The organism is Kordiimonas sp. UBA4487, from assembly GCF_002389025.1.
Classification (GTDB): Bacteria; Pseudomonadota; Alphaproteobacteria; order Sphingomonadales; family Kordiimonadaceae; genus Kordiimonas; species Kordiimonas lacus.
Genome location: NZ_DGNR01000012.1, coordinates 360,112 through 377,411 on the forward strand (window position 1 = coordinate 360,112; position 17,300 = coordinate 377,411).

General features: G+C 57.6%; 17 protein-coding genes. 8 read left to right on the plus strand and 9 right to left on the minus strand.

All coding sequences use genetic code 11. The annotated features are described in order from the left end of the window. Positions 1 to 42: 42 nt before the first annotated feature. Genes B3Z17_RS11130 through B3Z17_RS11140 form a run of 3 tightly spaced genes read left to right on the plus strand, consistent with a single transcriptional unit; the run spans position 43 to position 2,784 of the window. Complete coding sequence (locus tag B3Z17_RS11130) at positions 43 to 1,806, plus strand: hypothetical protein (protein WP_286829850.1); 1,764 nt, start codon at positions 43 to 45, stop codon at positions 1,804 to 1,806. Then, the gene (locus tag B3Z17_RS11135) at positions 1,799 to 2,410 is read left to right on the plus strand and encodes a hypothetical protein (protein ID WP_286829851.1); all 612 of its coding nucleotides are present in this window, start codon (positions 1,799 to 1,801) and stop codon (positions 2,408 to 2,410) included. The genes B3Z17_RS11130 and B3Z17_RS11135 overlap by 8 nt, the downstream gene beginning before the upstream one ends. 38 nt (positions 2,411 to 2,448) lie before the next feature. Next, entirely contained in the window at positions 2,449 to 2,784 is a 336-nt protein-coding gene (locus tag B3Z17_RS11140) for a hypothetical protein (RefSeq protein WP_286829852.1), read from the plus strand. Positions 2,785 to 2,853: 69 nt separating this feature from the next. Here the strand turns inward: B3Z17_RS11140 and B3Z17_RS11145 are convergent, their stop codons facing one another. Further along, positions 2,854 to 3,417, minus strand: coding sequence for a TetR/AcrR family transcriptional regulator (locus tag B3Z17_RS11145; RefSeq protein WP_286829853.1), 564 nt, complete (start codon positions 3,415 to 3,417; stop codon positions 2,854 to 2,856). Between the two features lie 229 nt (positions 3,418 to 3,646). Between B3Z17_RS11145 and B3Z17_RS11150 the strand changes: the two genes are divergently transcribed. The 3 genes from B3Z17_RS11150 (at position 3,647) to B3Z17_RS11160 (ending at position 5,827) form a co-directional block, all read left to right on the plus strand. Continuing rightward, entirely contained in the window at positions 3,647 to 4,276 is a 630-nt protein-coding gene (locus tag B3Z17_RS11150) for a glutathione S-transferase family protein (protein ID WP_286829854.1), read from the plus strand. 94 nt (positions 4,277 to 4,370) lie between these two features. After that, the gene (locus tag B3Z17_RS11155) at positions 4,371 to 5,339 is read left to right on the plus strand and encodes a pyridoxamine 5'-phosphate oxidase family protein (RefSeq protein WP_286829855.1); all 969 of its coding nucleotides are present in this window, start codon (positions 4,371 to 4,373) and stop codon (positions 5,337 to 5,339) included. Beyond that, positions 5,336 to 5,827, plus strand: coding sequence for an HPP family protein (locus B3Z17_RS11160; protein ID WP_286829856.1), 492 nt, complete (start codon positions 5,336 to 5,338; stop codon positions 5,825 to 5,827). Before B3Z17_RS11155 ends, B3Z17_RS11160 begins: the two co-directional genes overlap by 4 nt. A gap of 21 nt (positions 5,828 to 5,848) precedes the next feature. Here the strand turns inward: B3Z17_RS11160 and B3Z17_RS11165 are convergent, their stop codons facing one another. The 4 genes from B3Z17_RS11165 to B3Z17_RS11180 all read right to left on the minus strand — a co-directional run bounded on the left by B3Z17_RS11165 (position 5,849) and on the right by B3Z17_RS11180 (position 11,991). After that, on the minus strand, positions 5,849 to 7,477 hold the full coding sequence (locus tag B3Z17_RS11165; RefSeq protein WP_286829857.1) for a sensor histidine kinase: 1,629 nt from the start codon (positions 7,475 to 7,477) through the stop codon (positions 5,849 to 5,851). Positions 7,478 to 7,592: 115 nt separating this feature from the next. Next, the gene (locus tag B3Z17_RS11170) at positions 7,593 to 9,107 is read right to left on the minus strand and encodes a tryptophan halogenase family protein (RefSeq protein ID WP_286829858.1); all 1,515 of its coding nucleotides are present in this window, start codon (positions 9,105 to 9,107) and stop codon (positions 7,593 to 7,595) included. Next, a complete protein-coding gene (locus B3Z17_RS11175) occupies positions 9,107 to 10,999 on the minus strand; it encodes an alpha-amylase family glycosyl hydrolase (RefSeq protein WP_286829859.1) in 1,893 nt (630 codons plus the stop codon). The genes B3Z17_RS11170 and B3Z17_RS11175 overlap by 1 nt, the downstream gene beginning before the upstream one ends. Positions 11,000 to 11,172: 173 nt before the next feature. After that, positions 11,173 to 11,991, minus strand: coding sequence for a hypothetical protein (locus B3Z17_RS11180; protein ID WP_286829860.1), 819 nt, complete (start codon positions 11,989 to 11,991; stop codon positions 11,173 to 11,175). Positions 11,992 to 12,174: 183 nt separating this feature from the next. Here B3Z17_RS11180 and B3Z17_RS11185 point away from each other — a divergent pair, with 183 nt between their 5' ends. Continuing rightward, positions 12,175 to 13,365, plus strand: coding sequence for an aromatic amino acid transaminase (locus B3Z17_RS11185; protein WP_286829861.1), 1,191 nt, complete (start codon positions 12,175 to 12,177; stop codon positions 13,363 to 13,365). 118 nt (positions 13,366 to 13,483) lie between these two features. Beyond that, entirely contained in the window at positions 13,484 to 14,512 is a 1,029-nt protein-coding gene (locus B3Z17_RS11190) for a hypothetical protein (protein ID WP_286829862.1), read from the plus strand. Between the two features lie 103 nt (positions 14,513 to 14,615). Here B3Z17_RS11190 and B3Z17_RS11195 read toward each other — a convergent pair whose 3' ends face one another. From B3Z17_RS11195 to B3Z17_RS11210, 4 genes are all read right to left on the minus strand, one after another. Beyond that, positions 14,616 to 15,137, minus strand: coding sequence for a DUF2726 domain-containing protein (locus tag B3Z17_RS11195; protein WP_286829863.1), 522 nt, complete (start codon positions 15,135 to 15,137; stop codon positions 14,616 to 14,618). Between the two features lie 229 nt (positions 15,138 to 15,366). Beyond that, positions 15,367 to 16,275: a hypothetical protein gene (locus B3Z17_RS11200; RefSeq protein WP_286829864.1), complete on the minus strand. Its 909-nt coding sequence runs from the start codon at positions 16,273 to 16,275 to the stop codon at positions 15,367 to 15,369. Positions 16,276 to 16,365: 90 nt separating this feature from the next. Beyond that, positions 16,366 to 16,755, minus strand: a complete 390-nt coding sequence (locus tag B3Z17_RS11205; protein ID WP_286829865.1) for a GntR family transcriptional regulator — start codon at positions 16,753 to 16,755, stop codon at positions 16,366 to 16,368. Positions 16,756 to 17,074: 319 nt separating this feature from the next. Continuing rightward, positions 17,075 to 17,293 carry a hypothetical protein gene (locus B3Z17_RS11210; RefSeq protein ID WP_068303928.1) on the minus strand — a complete coding sequence of 73 codons (219 nt, stop codon included), beginning with the start codon at positions 17,291 to 17,293 and terminating at the stop codon, positions 17,075 to 17,077. Positions 17,294 to 17,300: the final 7 nt, after the last annotated feature.

A 17,300-nucleotide genomic window follows, 5' to 3' on the forward strand; every position in this document is an offset into this window, starting at 1 on the left:
ATGTGATAGGATTTCCCCCGGGACATAGCAGGGGGAGATTCCATGATCACGCGCATGCTATTGGGCCTTTGCCGCAAGGTCATCGTCCTTTTTGCCTTGGGGGCGCTGCTGACTGCCTGCTCATCCGGCGGCTCGGCCAGGCTGCCCCACCTTTATAACGGCGGGAATGACGCTCTGGCCAAAAGCGCCAAGGAAAAATACGATAAGGCGGAGCTGACGACTGCCCTCACGAAGGAATCCGAAAACCTGGACAAACTACTGGCGAGCGAAGTAGCCGCCGTTCGTGCGTCCTATGACGCGGAACTGGATGCCCAGTTTTTCCGAATGGCTGCAAACCAGCGCTATAGCCTTGCCGATGACTTCATAAAGGCGTCGGCGGCGCTCCAGCGGATGGGGTTCAGCTCTGCCGCACGGGCACGGGATCGATTTCTCGATCAGCAGGAGGCGAATACATTGTCGGGCGAACTAGAAGAGGTTTATGAACGGTTTGCCCCCGACATAAGAAGCAAGGTGCCCAAATGCGACACCGGAGATGACATGCCTGAAGACTTCGATTTCGGCAATGTGTCGGCCGGTCAGCAGCGCAGGTTGGATTTGGCATACAAGGATTTGCGGGAAACCTGTGAAAATTGGCGGCGGTTGGCTGCCGGTCAGTCACTGAATGAACTTCAGGATGTACAGGTCGCCTACCTGAAAAAGAAAGCTGACTTGGCGGGCGTCAAGGTTGATGAGAAAGCAGTTCGTAAGGCAATGGCGACCCGTCGCGGCGAACGCGCAAAGCGTGATGGGGAAGACGGTAAGGACGACAAGAAAGTCTTGCCTATGGATCTCATCAAGGAAGCACCGGAAGTGATCGCCGAGGCAAACGACTTTCTCGGCCTTGGCCTCAAGGACGAAACCGAAAAGAAAATTGAAGCAGCAAGCGGCCTCATTCAGGCATTCGCCGCCGGGAAGTTCGGCGATGATTGCGGTGATGATGGCGAGCAGGCCTGCCTGTCAGAGGATGATCTGGCCGCTTTTGGAATCGACAAGGATGTTGCCACAAGCCTTCAGGCGGTTGGCAAAAACTGGGATGCTTTCATGAAGGCCAGTAAGCAGGCTGTGCTCGCGGACCTTCTGGTGGAACTTGGTCAGCTCAAGATCAAGCAGGATGACGCAAAGAAGCGGCTTGCGATTGCTGCGCGCCGGGTTGACTTTGTGCGTTCAAAGCTTGAGGCAAGACAGAATGAGATTGCCGCCTGGATTTCATTCCGCGACCACCTGTGCAATTTCGCCTATTATTCCAAAGGCCGTTTCAAGGACGCTAACGACACCGTGCCGCCTGCCGAACACCCGGGCATAAAGTGCGACAGTTTCACAGTGTCGTCCACGCCCCAGACTGAGGCCAAGACATGCCAGCAGGATGGCGTGGCGTGGGGCGAATGTGCATTGACCCTGCCTTGGCGGGATGCACTGGCATCGGGAGCGGAAGGCTTCCCGAAGATGAAAAAGGGCACAAAGGCCCCAGAGGGCTTCAGTGATCAGGACATCATGGACCAGAAGCGTGAGCTTTACCTGGCCATCAGCGCGTTCGCGCGGGTGTATGAAATGAAGGCACAGCAAGCCGAAATCGGCTACCGGATGATCGATCTCAATCACCGTGAATCGCTGCTGTCCGATGATTTCGCCCTAAAAAGCTGGGACAACCTTGTTGCTGGCGGCATGACGCAGCTGGCTGGATATCATGCAGAGGGCCTGAAGCCTGAAGCGATCGCGGACTTGATCCTGAAGGCAACCATTGCAGCGGGAGTAACACTCAATGACTAGAAAGATTATATTTCTGGCGATCTGTGTGCAGCTGGGTGCGTGCGCAACGCCTGAATCCGTTCGCGATTTAGCCAAGAAAACCTCTGCCAATGTGGCACTGGCTGGCAAGGAGGTAAAGTCGATGGAGGCGCGCCGCAAGGAACTTGCGGAACAACGGGCCCAATCGGCGGGCCGCCTGATAGCGTCAACGCAGCGACTGCAGGGCTCAGTTGCCGCCGACCTTGCGATTGCGGACCTGGTCAACGACAAGGCGACCAAGCAGCAATATGAGAAGCTCAAGTCGGTGCAGCAAACCATGGCAGGCATCCGGGCAGACCATTCAGCCGGGGCAGATGAGTTTGCAGCGCAGATATTGTTACCTCGCCAGAAGCTTGAGGTTGATGGCAAGGCGCTGGATGAAGTCGCCAAAATCCTTGTGAAACTGGGCGAGAAAAAGAGCCTGCTGGCGCGGGCCAAATTCCTGGTGGCTTTCGTGAAAGACGTCTCGGCAGACATCAAGAAGCTGCAGGATGAGGCGGAAAAGCAGGTGGAAGACTCTAAAGCCGATATCCAGAAGGTTGAGAGCAGAGTTGATGCGGATACAGATACGGCGGCCAACGACTAGACGACATGCAGTGCCGCTAATCCGCGGGGGAAAAGAAAATGGAAGACGAATATACAGTTGTATATGAAGCGTGGGTGGCGGCGCGAAAAGCCTACAGGCTGGTTGAACGGGGTCTCGGGAAGAACCCCAGCGATGATGAGCGTCGGGAGCTGGAGATCCAGTTGCTGGAATTGGGGCGCGAAAAGGAGCGCCTGAAAAATAAGCTTGCGGCGCTTGAGGCAGAGTTTGACGCAGCTCAGCCCCCTACAGAAGAGCAGATTGAAGCAGTCAAAGGCCTGATGGCCAAAGTGGAAGCCCACACTAATGCCACCATTACTGCTTCTGCTGCATTGGGCCTTGCGGCATCGGCGCTGGACTTCACCTCCAAGGTCTGACGCCCGATTGGGTTCGACCTTTTCCCGGTACCAGTGAAACGCGTGGCCCTGCTGATAGGCAGGCCCGCATCAAGGGCAGGCCAGGTTGATGAGCGTGCGTGCGGCGTCTTTGGCGTCGGGGGCAGCGAAAGCCTTGCCCTGAATGTGTGCGGTGACAATCGCGCCTTCCTTGAGGAGCATCAGTTGCCGCGCCAGCGCTTCCGGCTCCTTGGCGCCGGCTTTGCGGGCCAGGTTTGCCATATGCTCTGTCAGGGCACGCTTGTGCGTGGCCGCCATCTGGTGGATGGGGTGCGACGGGTCCTGAAATTCCGATGACGCCTTGATGAACATGCAGCTGTTGAAGCCGTCGCTCGCGATCCATTCCTGCAGTGTATCAAAGCTGGCCATCAGTTGGCCCTTCGGCGTGTCGGCCCGTGCGGCAGGGCCTTCGGTCAGCAGGGCAGTGAACTGTTCATGCCGGCGCTCAAGCGTGGCCAGGATCAGGTCTTCCTTGGTCGCGAAATATTTATACATGGACGTCTTCGAGATGCCGGTCTCATGAACCAGCTTGTCCATGCCTGTGGCGTGGAAGCCGTCCCGGTAGAAAATCTCCAGGGCCTTGTCGATAAGTTCGTCCTTGCGCGACGGTCGCATGACTGATTCTTCCTTTAGGTACTGATCTGTTCTTTTTGTACCATTTTGGGCTTTCTTGATCCAGATAAGAAAAAATCAATAAAAATCAATATCATGAGACAGTATTTCTGCCCGTCACGTGTTTGTGAGAAGGCTTCTCTTGACGAAATGTACCGATCTGTCCATTTTAATGTGTACCGATCAGTACATTTTCATATGGCGCGCGAAAGCGCTGGAAACGGAGGCATTCATGTCTGAGACCAAACGTATACTCTATAGCTTTCCCTTGTCGGGGCATTCACACCGGGCCGAGCTGGCGCTGTCGCTTCTGGGGCTCGATTTCGAGAACCGGGTGACGGACCTGCCGGCGGGCGAGCATAAAGCCGACTGGTTTTTGAAGTTGAACCCCGAAGGCAAGGTGCCTGTTCTGGTGGACGGCGACGATGTGATCTACGAATCCACGGCCATCCTGACCTACCTTGCGGCCAAGTATGACGCGGACAATAAATGGATACCTGCTTCTGCCTATGGCCAGTCACTGGTGCAGCGCTATTTCGCTCAGGCCAGCGGGCCATTGGCGGCGGGCCCGGCGCGGGCGCGGTTGATCCAGGTTTTCGGCGCAAAATTTGACGAAGAGGAAACCGTCATAAACGCCCACGCCTATCTTGAAGGGCTGGAGGCGCAGCTTGAAGGCCGTGATTTCCTTCTTGGCCAGGAAGTCACTTTCGCTGACGTGGCGCTCTATAGCTATGTGGCGCGGGCACCTGAAGGGTTCGTCAGCCTTGAGCCTTACCCCCATATTCGCGGCTGGCTTGCGCGCATAGAGGCGCTGGAGGGCTTCGTGGACATCCCGCACACAGAGGTTTCAGCGGCCGCCTAGCGGCAGCTGTATGGCCGGGGCGGGCGTTTCCATTATCCCTCAGCGGGGATCTGCCCCGGCCAACCCCAACCACGAAGAGGCCCAGGAGAAAAACATGCCAGTAGACGAAGTGAAAGATGCGTTCAGCCCGTTTCACGACAGCGAGCTCGCCATCCAGGAAAGGCTGGGTGTGCGGGAAAAAGTGCATAAATATGCCAGCAAAATGGTGCGTCCCTACATGCCTGACCAGCATCGGGCGTTTTTTGAGGGCCTTTCGTATTTCTTTCTGGGGACGGTGGACGCGGAAGGCATGCCGTGGGCCCACATGATTTGGGGCGACCCCGGCTTTATCAGGTCGCCAGACGCGGAGACCCTTGTGTTGCCGTTTGCCTGTGTGCCGCCGGAGGCCCGGCATGTTGGGGCAGAAGTTGGCGGCCTTGGTCTGCTGCTCGAGAACCGTCGCCGCAACCGGGTGAATGGCCGCGTGGTTAGGGTGAGCGATGACAGCGTGACGCTGCAGGTCACCCAGTCTTTCGGCAATTGCCCGCAATATATTCAGGCGCGCGTGCCGGAGCCAGTGGCGCGGAAGTCGGGTGAGTGGCAGGAGGCCACCTTGTCCACCCGGTACCGGCACATGATTGAGACAGCTGACACCTTTTTCATTGCCTCATCCGCGTCCCGGCTGGGCGTGGACGTCCGGCACGGGGTGGACGTATCGCACCGCGGTGGGGCGCCGGGCTTCGTGAAATTTTTGGATGACAGCACGCTCCTGTTCCCGGATTTTTCCGGCAACCGCCATTTCAACACACTCGGCAATATCCACGACACCGGCCGGGCAGGGCTGCTGTTCGTGGATTTCACGACCGGTGATCTCTTGCAGGTCAGTGGGGCCGCGGCCATCGTCTGGCCGGAAGACAGCCCATATGCGTACGAAGGTGCGGAACGGTTCGTGCGCGTCTCGATTGACAAGGTGAAGGCCACATCGGCCGCGGTGCCCTTTATCTGGCGGTTTCTGGGGGTATCCCCGCGCCTGCCGGCAGGGGCGGTGTGGACGCCAACGCCAGCACAAGGAACGGCGTCATGAAACCGGCTGGTCTTTCCAAAGTGCCGCCGCGAGCCCCCTTTCGGCATATTCTGTGGTCCTGGTGTGGCGGCATGCTGGCCATTGGGCTGATTGCCTTACTGGCAAAGGCATCCGCATTCCCGTTGATGATGGCGCCTTTGGGGGCCAGTGCTGTGCTGGCGTTCGGTGTGCCCGACAGCCCACTGGCACAGCCACGCAATATTGTGGTGGGACATGCGGTCAGCGCCTTTGTTGGTCTTGTGGCATTGTCGGTGTTTGGTGACGCCTGGTGGGTCGCAGGGGGCGCGGTTGCGACCGCCATCGCCGCCATGCAGTTGACGGGTACGGTGCACCCGCCTGCGGGCGCAAACCCACTGTTGGTGATCATGACGGGGGCTGGATGGGATTTCCTGTTCATGCCGGTGATCGCGGGTGCCGCCCTTCTGGCGCTGGTGGCTGTGGGTTTCAACCGGTTCGCAGCCAGGCGGGCGTACCCTGTTTATTGGTGAGGGCGGCTTATCAGTGAAGGGTCAGGCAGGCTTTTTGGGCAGGTCGAAGGTCACGGTGGTGCCTTCGCCAAGCCGGCTTTCGATCTTAAGTGAGCCGCCATGCAGCGTGACAAATTGTTCAACGATGGCGAGCCCCAGGCCCGTGCCTTCAATGGCATTCGTCGGGTCCAGATGGCCGCGGTCGAACCGGTGGGTGATCGTGGCCAGGCGGTCTTCGGGGATGCCGCGCCCGTCATCCATCACGTGGAACAGGGTGCTGTCTTTCTGATCAATTACCTGGACCCAGACAAAGCCGTTCTCCTTACCGAACTTCACGGCATTCGACATCAGGTTGATCAGGATTTGTCGAAGCCCGCGCGGGTCGGCCCACACGGCCACAGGCGCCTTATTGAGGTCCGGGCGGATCTGGATGCGTTTCTTGGTGGCCTGGGCGCTGACCATCACAGTGCAATCGCCAATGATTTCGGCGACATCAAGATGGGCCTTTTCAGGTGGGCGCTCGGCGGCATCGATGGCGGACAGGTCAAGAATGTCGTTGATCATCTGCAGCAGGAAGGTGCCAGAACGGTATATGTCGTTGCTGTATTCTTCATATTTGGCATTTTCAATGGGGCCAAACAGCTTGTCTTTCATGATCTCTGACATGCCGATGATGGCGTTCAGCGGTGTCCTGAGTTCATGGCTCATGTTCGCAAGGAAAGTGGATTTGGCCTTGTTGGCAGCTTCCGCTTCGGCCAGAGCACGCTGCAGCGCCGCCTGGTCTGCCTTGGCGTCCGTGATGTCGCGGCAGATGGCATAAAGCGCCACCTGGCCCTGGTAGGGCACGCGGGTCAGCGTCACCTCCACGGGGAACACTTCGCCGGTTTTCTTGCGGTGCATCCATTCGAACCGGTTATAGCCTTCTTTGACTGCGATGCGCATCATGTCCTCGGCCTTTTCAAACGACGTCAGGCCGCAGGGCTGAAACTCCGGTGATACTTCCGATGGGTGCGCCTGTTCCATTTCTTCGGCGCTGGCATATTCGAACATCGTGGCCGCGCCCCGATTGCACAGTTCGAACTTGTTTTCCGTCAGGATCATCATGGCGTCTTCGGACATCTCGAATAGCTGACGGTATTTTTCCTCGCTTTCGGCCAATTGTTGGTGGGTCTGCCATTCGGCCAACCGGACGGCGAGCATGGAGGCCACCGTTGTCAGAAGGTCTTCATGGTCTTTGGTGAAATATCCGACGTCCGGGTGTTCACAGTCGATAATGCCATACAGCTTGTCGGCATAGACAATCGGCACTGTCAGTTCGGACCGCATGCCCCGCAGGTCTTCAATATAGCGCTGGTCCAGGCGGGTGTCGGCAATGCGCTCCGGCTTCAGGGTCATGGCCACGTGGCCGCTGATCCCGGCGCCCAGGTCCAGCTCGATCTTGTTCTCGATAGACTGGTCCGGGCCCTTCTTTTCGCCGTATGCGGCCCGTTGCACCAGCTTGCCGCGCTTGTCGTCATGCAGGTAGATCACGCAGTCCACGAAGCCCTGCTGGCCGACAACTTCTTCCACCACATACCAGACCAGGTCGTCCACAGACGACAGTCGCATCAGGTCCCGCGCAAACTTGTTCAGGATCTGCAGCTGTTCCTTGGGTCTGTTGTGCTTTGGCAAGCGATCATTCCTTGTGAAGGCCTTGGTGCGCCTTTCATAGCGCAAAAATGCTTAACGGGGAATTGATGGCGCCAATTTATCGCAGGGGATGAGAATGTGGTTTCATGCCAGCACGTTAGGTCGTCCGTTTGGCGGGGCAGTGTCTGGCAATGAAATCCGCGTGGCTGGGCATGGCAGCGGCGGTTTCTTCCATCACGCGCCTCAGGCCCTGAAGCCGGCCCTGATAGTCCACGTCCCGCGCGTCCGCCAGCGGGTCATGGCGCTCGGGCCAGATGCCCTGGCCGGTGAACACCGCCAGCCAGCTGGGGTTCCTGAACAGTTCCAGTTCGTGCGCCACAATGCGGCCGCCGCGCCGGAATTGTTCGATCTTGTAAGCCAGTTCTTCAGGGATTTCCATATCCGCAGCATATTGCCAAAGGGGCGCGTCGCGGCGTTCGGTGGCTTTATAATGGAGGATGATAAAGTCGCGCGTGCGCTCATATTCGCCTGTTGTGATGCGGTTATATTCCTGAATGCCGTATTGGTCGAAATCCAGCGTCGGGAACAGCGCCAGAAGCCGCGTGATGCCGCTTTGGATCAGATGCAGGCTGGTGCTCTCCAGGGGCTCCATGAAGCCCGCGGACAGGCCGATGGCCACGCAGTTCCTGTTCCAGAATTTCTTGCGCCTGCCGGTGATAAACCTGAGAAGCCGCGGGTCTGCCAGCGGCGTGCCGTCCAGATTGTCCAGGAGCGTCGCCTGCGCCTCATCGTCGCTGATATGCTGGCTTGCATAGACATAGCCGTTGCCGATGCGGTGCTGCAGTGGGATGCGCCACTGCCACCCCGCCTTGTGCGCCGTGGAGCGCGTGTAGGGCGTGAATTCCCCACCATGTTCGCACGGCACGGCCACGGCCCGGTCGCACGGCAGCCAGTGGGTCCAGTCCTCATATCCGGTTTTCAGCGTTTTTTCGATCAGCAGACCGAAGAAGCCGGTGCAGTCGATGAAAAACTCGGCGTCCACCTTGGTGCCGCTTTCAAGTGTCAGGCTTTCGATGAAACCATCCGTGCCCCGCAGCGCCACATCCACCACCTTGCCTTCCATGCGCTTCACGCCGCGGGCTTCGGCATAGTCGCGCAGGAAGCGGGCGTACATGGTGGCGTCGAAATGATAGGCATAATCAAAGGTGCTCTGGACCATGCGGCGGTCCTGGGCAGGCACGCTGAACTTGCCGTTTTTCGCCATCACCCAGGCCATGGAATAATCGTCGATTGGGTCCACTGGGCCTTCCGCGCGGGCCTTGAGGTAATAGTGGTATAGCTGCACGGCGTCAAAGGGTGCGCCATATTCCCCGAACGGGTGGAAATAGCGGTGGCCTTCCTTGAACCAGTTCACAAATTCGATCCCCAGCTTGAAGGACCCTTCGGTGCGCTGTACGAACTCGGCTTCATTGATGCCCAGCGACTGATTGAAAATCTTGATCGGCGGGATGGTGGCTTCACCCACACCCACGGTGCCGATCTCTTCCGATTCCACAAGTGTGATCTCAGCAGAACCCTGCAGCGCGTTCGACAGCGCCGCTGCCGTCATCCAGCCGGCGGACCCGCCGCCCACAATGGCAATCTTCTTGATGTTGCGATCGGTAGCGGTCATCACTCGCCTCGTGGCAGTTGCAGGATCATTGACTGGAGCGGCGCAAGCGCCAAGTCGATCATAGCTTGACCATCACGGACGACAAGGGTCGCATCGCCGCCGCCAAGTTGATCGCCCAGCCGGTGGGTGCCGTCCGTAAGACCCCACGTGGCTGCAAGGTCTGGGGGCAGGCGGAGTGGCAAGTTGGCGGTATCCGTGTCTGAAAAGTTGGCGATAACCAGCAGCTTTTCCGTACCACTCCAGCGGGCGAAGGCGAACAGCTGGTCTGTGTATCCCGGCACATGCTGGCGGTTCACGCTGTGCAGTTCCTGATATTCGCCCATCAGTGCGGTGCTGGTGGCGGTAAAGCTCATCAGGCGCTCATAATAGGCGCGCAAGTTCGCCTCATCTGCGGTCAGCGCGCCACCGTCGAACTTGCCGCCGTTCATCCAGCGCTGGTGTGCGGGCACGCCGATATAATCGAAGATGCTGGTGCGGCTTGGGTCGCCAAAGCCCGCATCTTCAGACCCGTCCTCGCCCACGGCCTGCCCGAAATAGAGCATGGTGGGGGATGTGCGCAGGGTGGCGGAGACGACCATGGCCGGCATGGCGCGCCACGGGCTGCCCGCGAAGTCACCGCTGGCGATGCGTTGTTCGTCGTGGTTCTCGAGGAAGTGCATCATGTGGGCTTCGATATCGCTGAGGCTCGCGATCTCGCGCGGCAGGGCATCTGTCGTCTCGCGGCCCTGGATGATGGCCTTCAGCAGGTCATAAAGCCCGACCTTGTCATAAAGCACGTCCATCTTGCCCAGATGCACATAGTCCCTATAGAGCTTCGGGTTATAGACTTCCGCCAGCAGGAAGGCGTCGGGGTTTCGCATCTTGATCGCGCTATTGAGGAAGCTCCAGAACTCCACCGGTACCAGTTCCGCCACGTCATAGCGGAAACCGTCCACGCCCTGGTCCAGCCAGAAGAAGGCGATGTCGCGCATCTTGAGCCAGGTGTCCGGCAGGTCTTTGTCAGCCCAGAAGGCGGCGTGGGCGCGGTAGTCCCTGTCCGCATACCCTTCCGGAAGCGAAGGGAAGTCATAGCTGCCGTCGGGGCGCACACCGTAATTAAGCTTCACGGTCTCATACCAGTCGTCGGCGCTGGGTTTGACCGACCGCGCGCCATTGCCGGTCCATTTGGCGGGGATTTCCGCAAACTTGCCGTCTGCCAGCGGGTGCGCTTCTCCGCCTAGCGGCTCATAGCCCGCAGGGAAGTCCGGCACCTCAAACGCCTCGCCAGGGACATAATAGAAATTATTGTCGCGGGCATACTCGAAGCTCGTGTCGTCCGCCGCGCCAAAATCCTCCACGCCCGCAGGCTTCCCCAGCGAGGTGTAGCCCCGCGCCACATGGTTCGGGATGATGTCGATAATCACCTTCAGGTCGTGCTTGTGCGTGCGGTCGACGAGCGCGCGGAACTCATCCATGCGCCTGGCTGGGTCAGTCGCCAGGTCAGGGTCAACGCTATAATAATCCTTCACCGCGTAGGGCGAGCCCGCGGGACCCTTGATTACGTCCGGATCGTCATTCGAGATGCCGAAGGCCGAATAGTCGCCAATGACGCCGTGGTGCAGCACGCCTGTGTACCACACGTGGCTGACGCCCAGTTCCTTGATGCCCTCGAGCGCTTCATCGGTGAAGTTACCAAACTTGCCGACGCCGTTTTCCGCCTTGGTGCCCCATGGCTTGTTCGTCGTGTTCTGGTTCCCGAATAGGCGGGTAAACACTTGATACACGACTGGCTTGCCTGTGCGCGCAGCCTCAGCCGTCGGTTCGGTTTCAGGGCTTGAACAAGTGGCGCTGGTGAGGGACGCTGCCGCCAGGGCGCCAAGGCAACCGATCAAAAACAGCTTGAAGATTCCCATAGTTCCCTCCTTCGACGTGGACGGAAGTATAGGCAAAACTGAAAACTTGTTGCAAACAAATCTGCAAAAAATGGCAAATGGCAGCGTTTAATTTGCAGTTATTGTTATGTTTATTTAATTTATTTCAATATGTTAATATTATTTTATCGCTTTTGCAAATTTATGCAAAAATATCACCGACTCTCTTTTTCCCAGTCGAAAGGCGGGTAATCTGGATAGTCGAGGGTGATTCCCGTTTCGCCGGCTGCTGTGCGGGTGCGGGCCTCTTGGCGCAGGCGCGCCAGGTCTTCAGTGATGCTGTAGCGCAGGTCCCGAAGCTGGGTCCAGTAGGCGCCGAAATGTTCCGGGCGCTCGTCCGCCGCCAGCATAGGGCCAACGATGGCAAAACCACCATAGATGCGGGCTGCGTGCTTGCTTTCGAATTCCTTGATTTCGGCCATCAGCCGCGCCAGTTCGCCCGTGGGTGCAGGCGCAGCATTCGGTGTGCGGTTCTGGCCGGCAAAAAGGCTGATTACCTTATCTGTGGGCATGGCCGCCGCGTCGCGCCAGATGTTCACCGTGTCAGCGTTCAGAAGCGTCTCAGATTCCGGTTCAATCACCAGCACGGTGGGCGTGCCGTAAATCACGGGCAGGCCGAAGCGGGTGGCCACATGCAGGCCGTGATCCAGATAGCCTACGTCAACAATTTGTACTTCATAGCCTGCCTTCACCACCGCGGCGACTTCGGGCTTGCTGAGGTGTTCAATCAGGCCCATGCTGTCGTGGCACCAGTTGGCGCCCATGACGATCATCGCAAGCTTGCCTGACGCGCGGGCACGCATCAGTGCAGCATCCACATCTGTCATGGCATCGGCGGACGGTTTGAAGGGCGCATCGGTGTCAAAATGGTAGCTGGACTGACCTTCTGCATCCTCGGGTTCAAAGCCGGAGGCAAGAGCCGGATCCTGAAGGCCGAACATCCCGGCAAAAAGGGCGATTGCCAATTTATACATGTGTCTGTCTTCCCTATAGGTCTGCTAAACTCATGCAGCAGAATTTGCCACTTTGCCAGTACTAATCGTCAGGTATATATAGGCGCATTGTCGCAGATGATTCCAGGCTTGGAAAAGCTGCGCATTAAAGTTACAACTGAAACCAATTGATATTGCTGCGATCCACACCCTTAGGAGAGTCTAATGTTTTCGCACCTCGAGCCGCTTCCCGCTGACCCAATTCTTGGCCTGTCGGCGCTTTTCAAGGCTGATACCAACCCGGAAAAAGTTGATCTGGGTGTCGGTGTCTACAAGACGGCAGAGGGCAACACACCGATTATGCGCTCCATTCAGGCGGCATTTGACCGGCTGGTGAAAACGGAAGGCAGCAAGGTTTATATCGCGCCTACGGGTTGGCCTGGCTTTACCGATGCGGCGCTTGACCTCTCGTTGGGTGCACCGCTTGTGCATGCCCTTGAAGGCCAGATTGGTGCGATCCAGACGCCGGGTGGCTGCGGTGCGCTGCGTCTCGGCTTTGAACTGGTAAACCACGCGGCCCCAGGCACCACCGTGTGGGTTTCGAACCCAACCTGGGCCAACCATGTGCCAACGCTGAAGGCGGCGGGCCTGGACAGCAAGGTGTACCGCTACTATGACCGCGCGACCACATCGATCGACATTGAAGGCATGCTCGAGGACCTCAAGGGCGCCAAGGCGGGCGACCTGATCCTGCTGCACGCATCCTGCCACAACCCGACGGGCGCTGACCTGAATGATGAGGAATGGGACCGGGTGATCGAGCTGATCGGCGAACGCGGCCTGGTGCCGTTTCTGGACATGGCCTATCAGGGCTTTGCCCAGGGGCTCGAGGCTGATGCAGGCCCGCTGCGCCGCGCCTTTGAAAAGCTGCCGGAAGCTGTGCTTTCCTATAGCTGTTCCAAAAACTTCGGCCTGTACCGCGAACGCACAGGCGCGCTGATCGTCAAGTCCCAGGGCAAGGACGCCGCGAAGGCGCTGACCACCAACCTCGCCCGCATCGCCCGCGAAAACTATTCCATGCCGCCAAGCCACGGTGCCGCGCTGATGACCACCGTGATGCAGGATGAAGCCCTGCGCGCTGACTGGGTGGCTGAACTGGGTGAAATGCGCGACCGTGTCAACACCCTCCGGCGCACGCTGGCTGACAGCCTGACCCAGAAGGGCTATGGCGCTGAGTTCGGTGCTGTAGGGCGCCAGACGGGCATGTTCTCGCTGCTGAACCTGACGCCTGAGCAGGTAGCGGCTGTACAGAAAGACAAGTCCATTTACTTCCCGGCAAACGGCCGCATCAACGTGGCGGGCCTGACTGAAGCCAACATCCCGTATGTGGCGGACGCCATTGCTGCCGTGATGTAAGGCAGGGAATATATTTATGGAAAAGGCGGTCCCTTAAGGAAATCAACTCCGGGGCCGCCTTTTTTGCTGATGCACATCAGAAGGTGAAAGGCTAGCAGTCCCCGATGGGGGTAGGGGATTGACTGAAAAGGCCGAATCGATAAGGTTGGGCAAAATGATGGGGGCATCAGTGATTAGATTAGCACTAATTTTCATTTGTATCCTTGGCCTGACGATGCAGGCACATGGCGATGAGTTTGAACGTGAAGTGCGCTTGCTTCGCAAATCGACGAACGCAGCTGAAGTTGAGCGGGCTTCGTTCGGTGTTTTCCTGAATATTCAACGTAAATTCATGGCGCCAGCCATCAAGCTGCAAATGTCTGAAGACGGGCAGATTACCAGTGTCGAAAAAATCGACGCGGTGCTGGACAGGTGGCAGCGAGAATACCTGAAGGCATTGCCCGACCTTGCGTTCGAAACCCATTTGAAGTTCTACAAGGAAAACTATTCACTTGCCGAGATGAAGGAGTTGCGCAGCACTCTGGAGAAGCCGCTTTTTCAAAAGTATTTTGGAACCGGCGTGAACAATCATCACCTTCTTGCCAATATGCTTGTCAGGATACAGGACACAAACGGACAAATCCTGGACCGTATCTTTGCTGAGGACCCGGATTGGTGGGTGCTGCAGCCTGGTGAAAATCAGCGTGCTACGGGTGGCGAGAGCAGCCACGTTGAGAAGTTGGCTGATCGGTGGAGCCACATTTCTGACCTGGTGATGCAGCGGGACGACTTGGGGTGGTCTCTCGTGGACGTGAGCATGGCAAAGAAGGTTCAAAAATATGGCGCGGCTTGTCAGCTTGATCCCTTTGTGGCGGATATTAATGAGCTTCTTCCGTGGATGCAGCAGGAGAAAAAAGCCGAGCTGGATGACCTGTCGTCCATTGCGGCCGAGGGTGCGATCGGCTTTCAAAGCGATGATGGTTTGATCGTTCAAGTGTCACCGCAGGCTTTGCTTCAGATCGCCATTCTCGCCAGCGAGGATTGGCTTGGCGAGGCAATGGATATTGAAGTCACAGATGACCGGGGCGCCCCTAGATGTGAAAAAATCAGGGGCTGGGCTATGGTGTTGAACGAAAAAGCGTTTGATCTTCGTTCACTCGATAATTGATGAGCCGGTTGCCGAAATGCGGACAGTTGCCCTTGCTTGGAAATGCGAGGGCCGACTGATCCTAGTTCCGAAAGGCGGTCTTGGTGGCCGCCTTTTTTTGTGACTAGCTGGTTTCTTCCAGAAGCATCTGGATATCAGCCTTCAGGCCGTCGACGTCATAATCAGGGAACACTTCCAGAAAGCCAATGCCGGCGCGGGTGGCGGCTTCGCGCTTGACCGTGTCGCGGCCCTTTGCGGTGCCGTCCAGATCATGGCCCTCACCCTGATATTCCACCAGGATAACCGGGTATCCTTTCGCATCCGTAATGGCAAAATCCACGCGCTTGCTGTTGATCGCCAGGAAGCCTTCATCGGTGTCGCACGCGATCAATTCCCCCATGGAGACCTGCGGGAACACCTGATACCCGCGGTCATAGGCGGCCAGCAGGGTCTGCAGCTGACCATAGAGCTGGTGTTCGCCGCGTCGCATGATCTGCTTGCGGTCGAGAGAGGCGCTTTTGAGCGCCCGCAACTGCTTGCGGGACACCTTGCCCAAGCGGCCAATCGTACTGCGCCATGCAAGCCACAGAAGGGCGACAAGGACAGCAACGCCGATAAAGGAAATCATGGTTTCCGAAAATGTCATGAAGCACAGCCCCTTGTGTTTCAATTTCCACCAGCCTATGCCGGGTAGCGCGCAAACGCCAGCCCGCAGCCTAAAAAAGAAAATGGCGGGCAGCACCGGGGGCCGCCCGCCTGTGCGGGAATTACCAGAATTTCAGGCATTTCTCTGTTGGAGCTTAGGGAATGCCGAAGGCCAGGATTGCCCGGTGGGGCGGCCAGCGACTGCCGCCTCCCGCACTTAAACCTTGGGCTCAGGCGCCTGGGTCTGTCGCCCCTTCTTCCCGATAGACGCTGAAATCGAAATCTTCCACTTTAGCCGTGCCCAGCATCACGCCGAAGCCGATCAGCACGCAATATTGCATATAGAGGCTGGTCAGCACCGGGTCGAACGCTTCCAGCGCATATTCATCCGCCGCCACGGTAGTGATATGGAACAGGCTGATGCCAATGGAGGAATAGACCAGCACCTTTGTGATGGCTTCCACGGTTTTCATATAGTCCTTGCTGGCCTGGTAGGGGTCCAGCTTCTTGCCGTAGATGAAGCGGGCGATGATCCAGGCATAGAGCAGGTTCATGCCGGTGGTCATGCCCACCGAAATGTAAACTTCTTCCTCCCAGGGCTGGTCCCAGCCCTTGACGGTCAGATAGTATACAAGCCACGCACCAAAGCAGACGAGTGCCGTAAACACCGCGACCGGTGAGACAAAGTCAAACAGGTGCCGGGGGCGCAGATCCGCCGTGCGCCGTGCTTCCTTGAAAGCGGCGCGCAAGGCTTTGTATTGCTTGTGCTCTTTCACTGCGACAATGAAAAACGGGATGAACTGCAGGAAGAAATAGAACATCACGAAGATTTCGTCACCGCCCAGCGGGTCAGGCCGGTATCCGCTGCCAAGCATGCCGGCCAGGATCAGCAGGCCAATGATGGCGATCCCATTGTTCACGCGCCTGAAAAGCTTCAGCTTTCCTGCCATGTTTGCGGCGAAGTTGGGCCCGGCATTCGGATACAGTTTCGGGTATTCTTTAACTGGGAAATTGTCGATCACATAGCGCACCCGCGCGATGAAGCGTCCCGGGAAATAGTGGCTGAGCAGGTAAATCTGCCCCAGGAAGGCGGCATAATAAATCACCATCACAGCGGTTTCGGACATATTGAACGGCATGTCATTGGCCTCCCGCGACGAGCTTGAACAGATGGGCAAGGCCGCCTGCGGCGACCAGCATGAGCATAATGATAAGGGCGGCGTACATTGTTATTCTCCCGCTGTCGGTTTGTTTTGCATGATGTTCGCGAAGGCTATTCTGATCTCGCTGTCGGTTGCGCCTTTTTCGCGGCATGCGTTGATTGTTTGGTTGATCTGGCCTGCGACCCAGGCATTCAGGTCAAAGTCCATGTTCCTGCGGGCATCGGGGTGCACGAAGGTGCCCCTGTAGCCCTTGGTGACAATCACCTTGTCCCGTTCCAGAAGCTGGTAGGCCTTGGCGACGGTCTTGTTATTCAGGTTCAGGTCATTTGCCAGCTGCCGGATGGAGGGCAGGGCATCGCCGGGGTTGATGCCGCCCGCGCTGACAGCACGTTTGATCTCGGCCATCAGTTGGGCAAAAAGCGGTTCCTCGGCGTCTATGTCGATGACTATTTCCATATTCTTCTCATCTGTCGTGACTCGGGTTTCTGCTCCAAATGGCCGGGATCGCTTGGTGTTTTTGTTGTTCCCTGTGTACCATGTATATAAGGGGTACAATGGGTACATTAAAGAGTCAAGCGCCAAAACCACCGGCAGACTTTTGCGTGCCCTGCAGAAGTGTCTGTCTTTACCGATTTCAGGTCCGATGCCCCTCAGGGGCTAGAGCCGCACCAGGTCATCCCGAGTAAGTGCGGCAGATTGGAATATCTGACATGCGGGAAGCCCCTGACTCTCCGCTCGGTCGCGGTGTCTGAAGCGCTGCGGTTGATCGTGCGACCTATTTATTCTTGGTCAGGAAGTTCTTGATGATGCCTGTCAGGTCCAGGATCGAGCTGTCGGCAGCATCCATGTGTTCCTCAAGGTCATCCACCTCGTGATGCTGGCGTTCCAGCTCACGCGCCTCCAGCTCGGCCTCCAGCGCGTCCAGCAGTTTCCTCGTTTTCTTAACCCGTTTCTTGAGCTTCTTGTATGGCAGGTCTGTTATGTCTTTAGCCATGATTAAG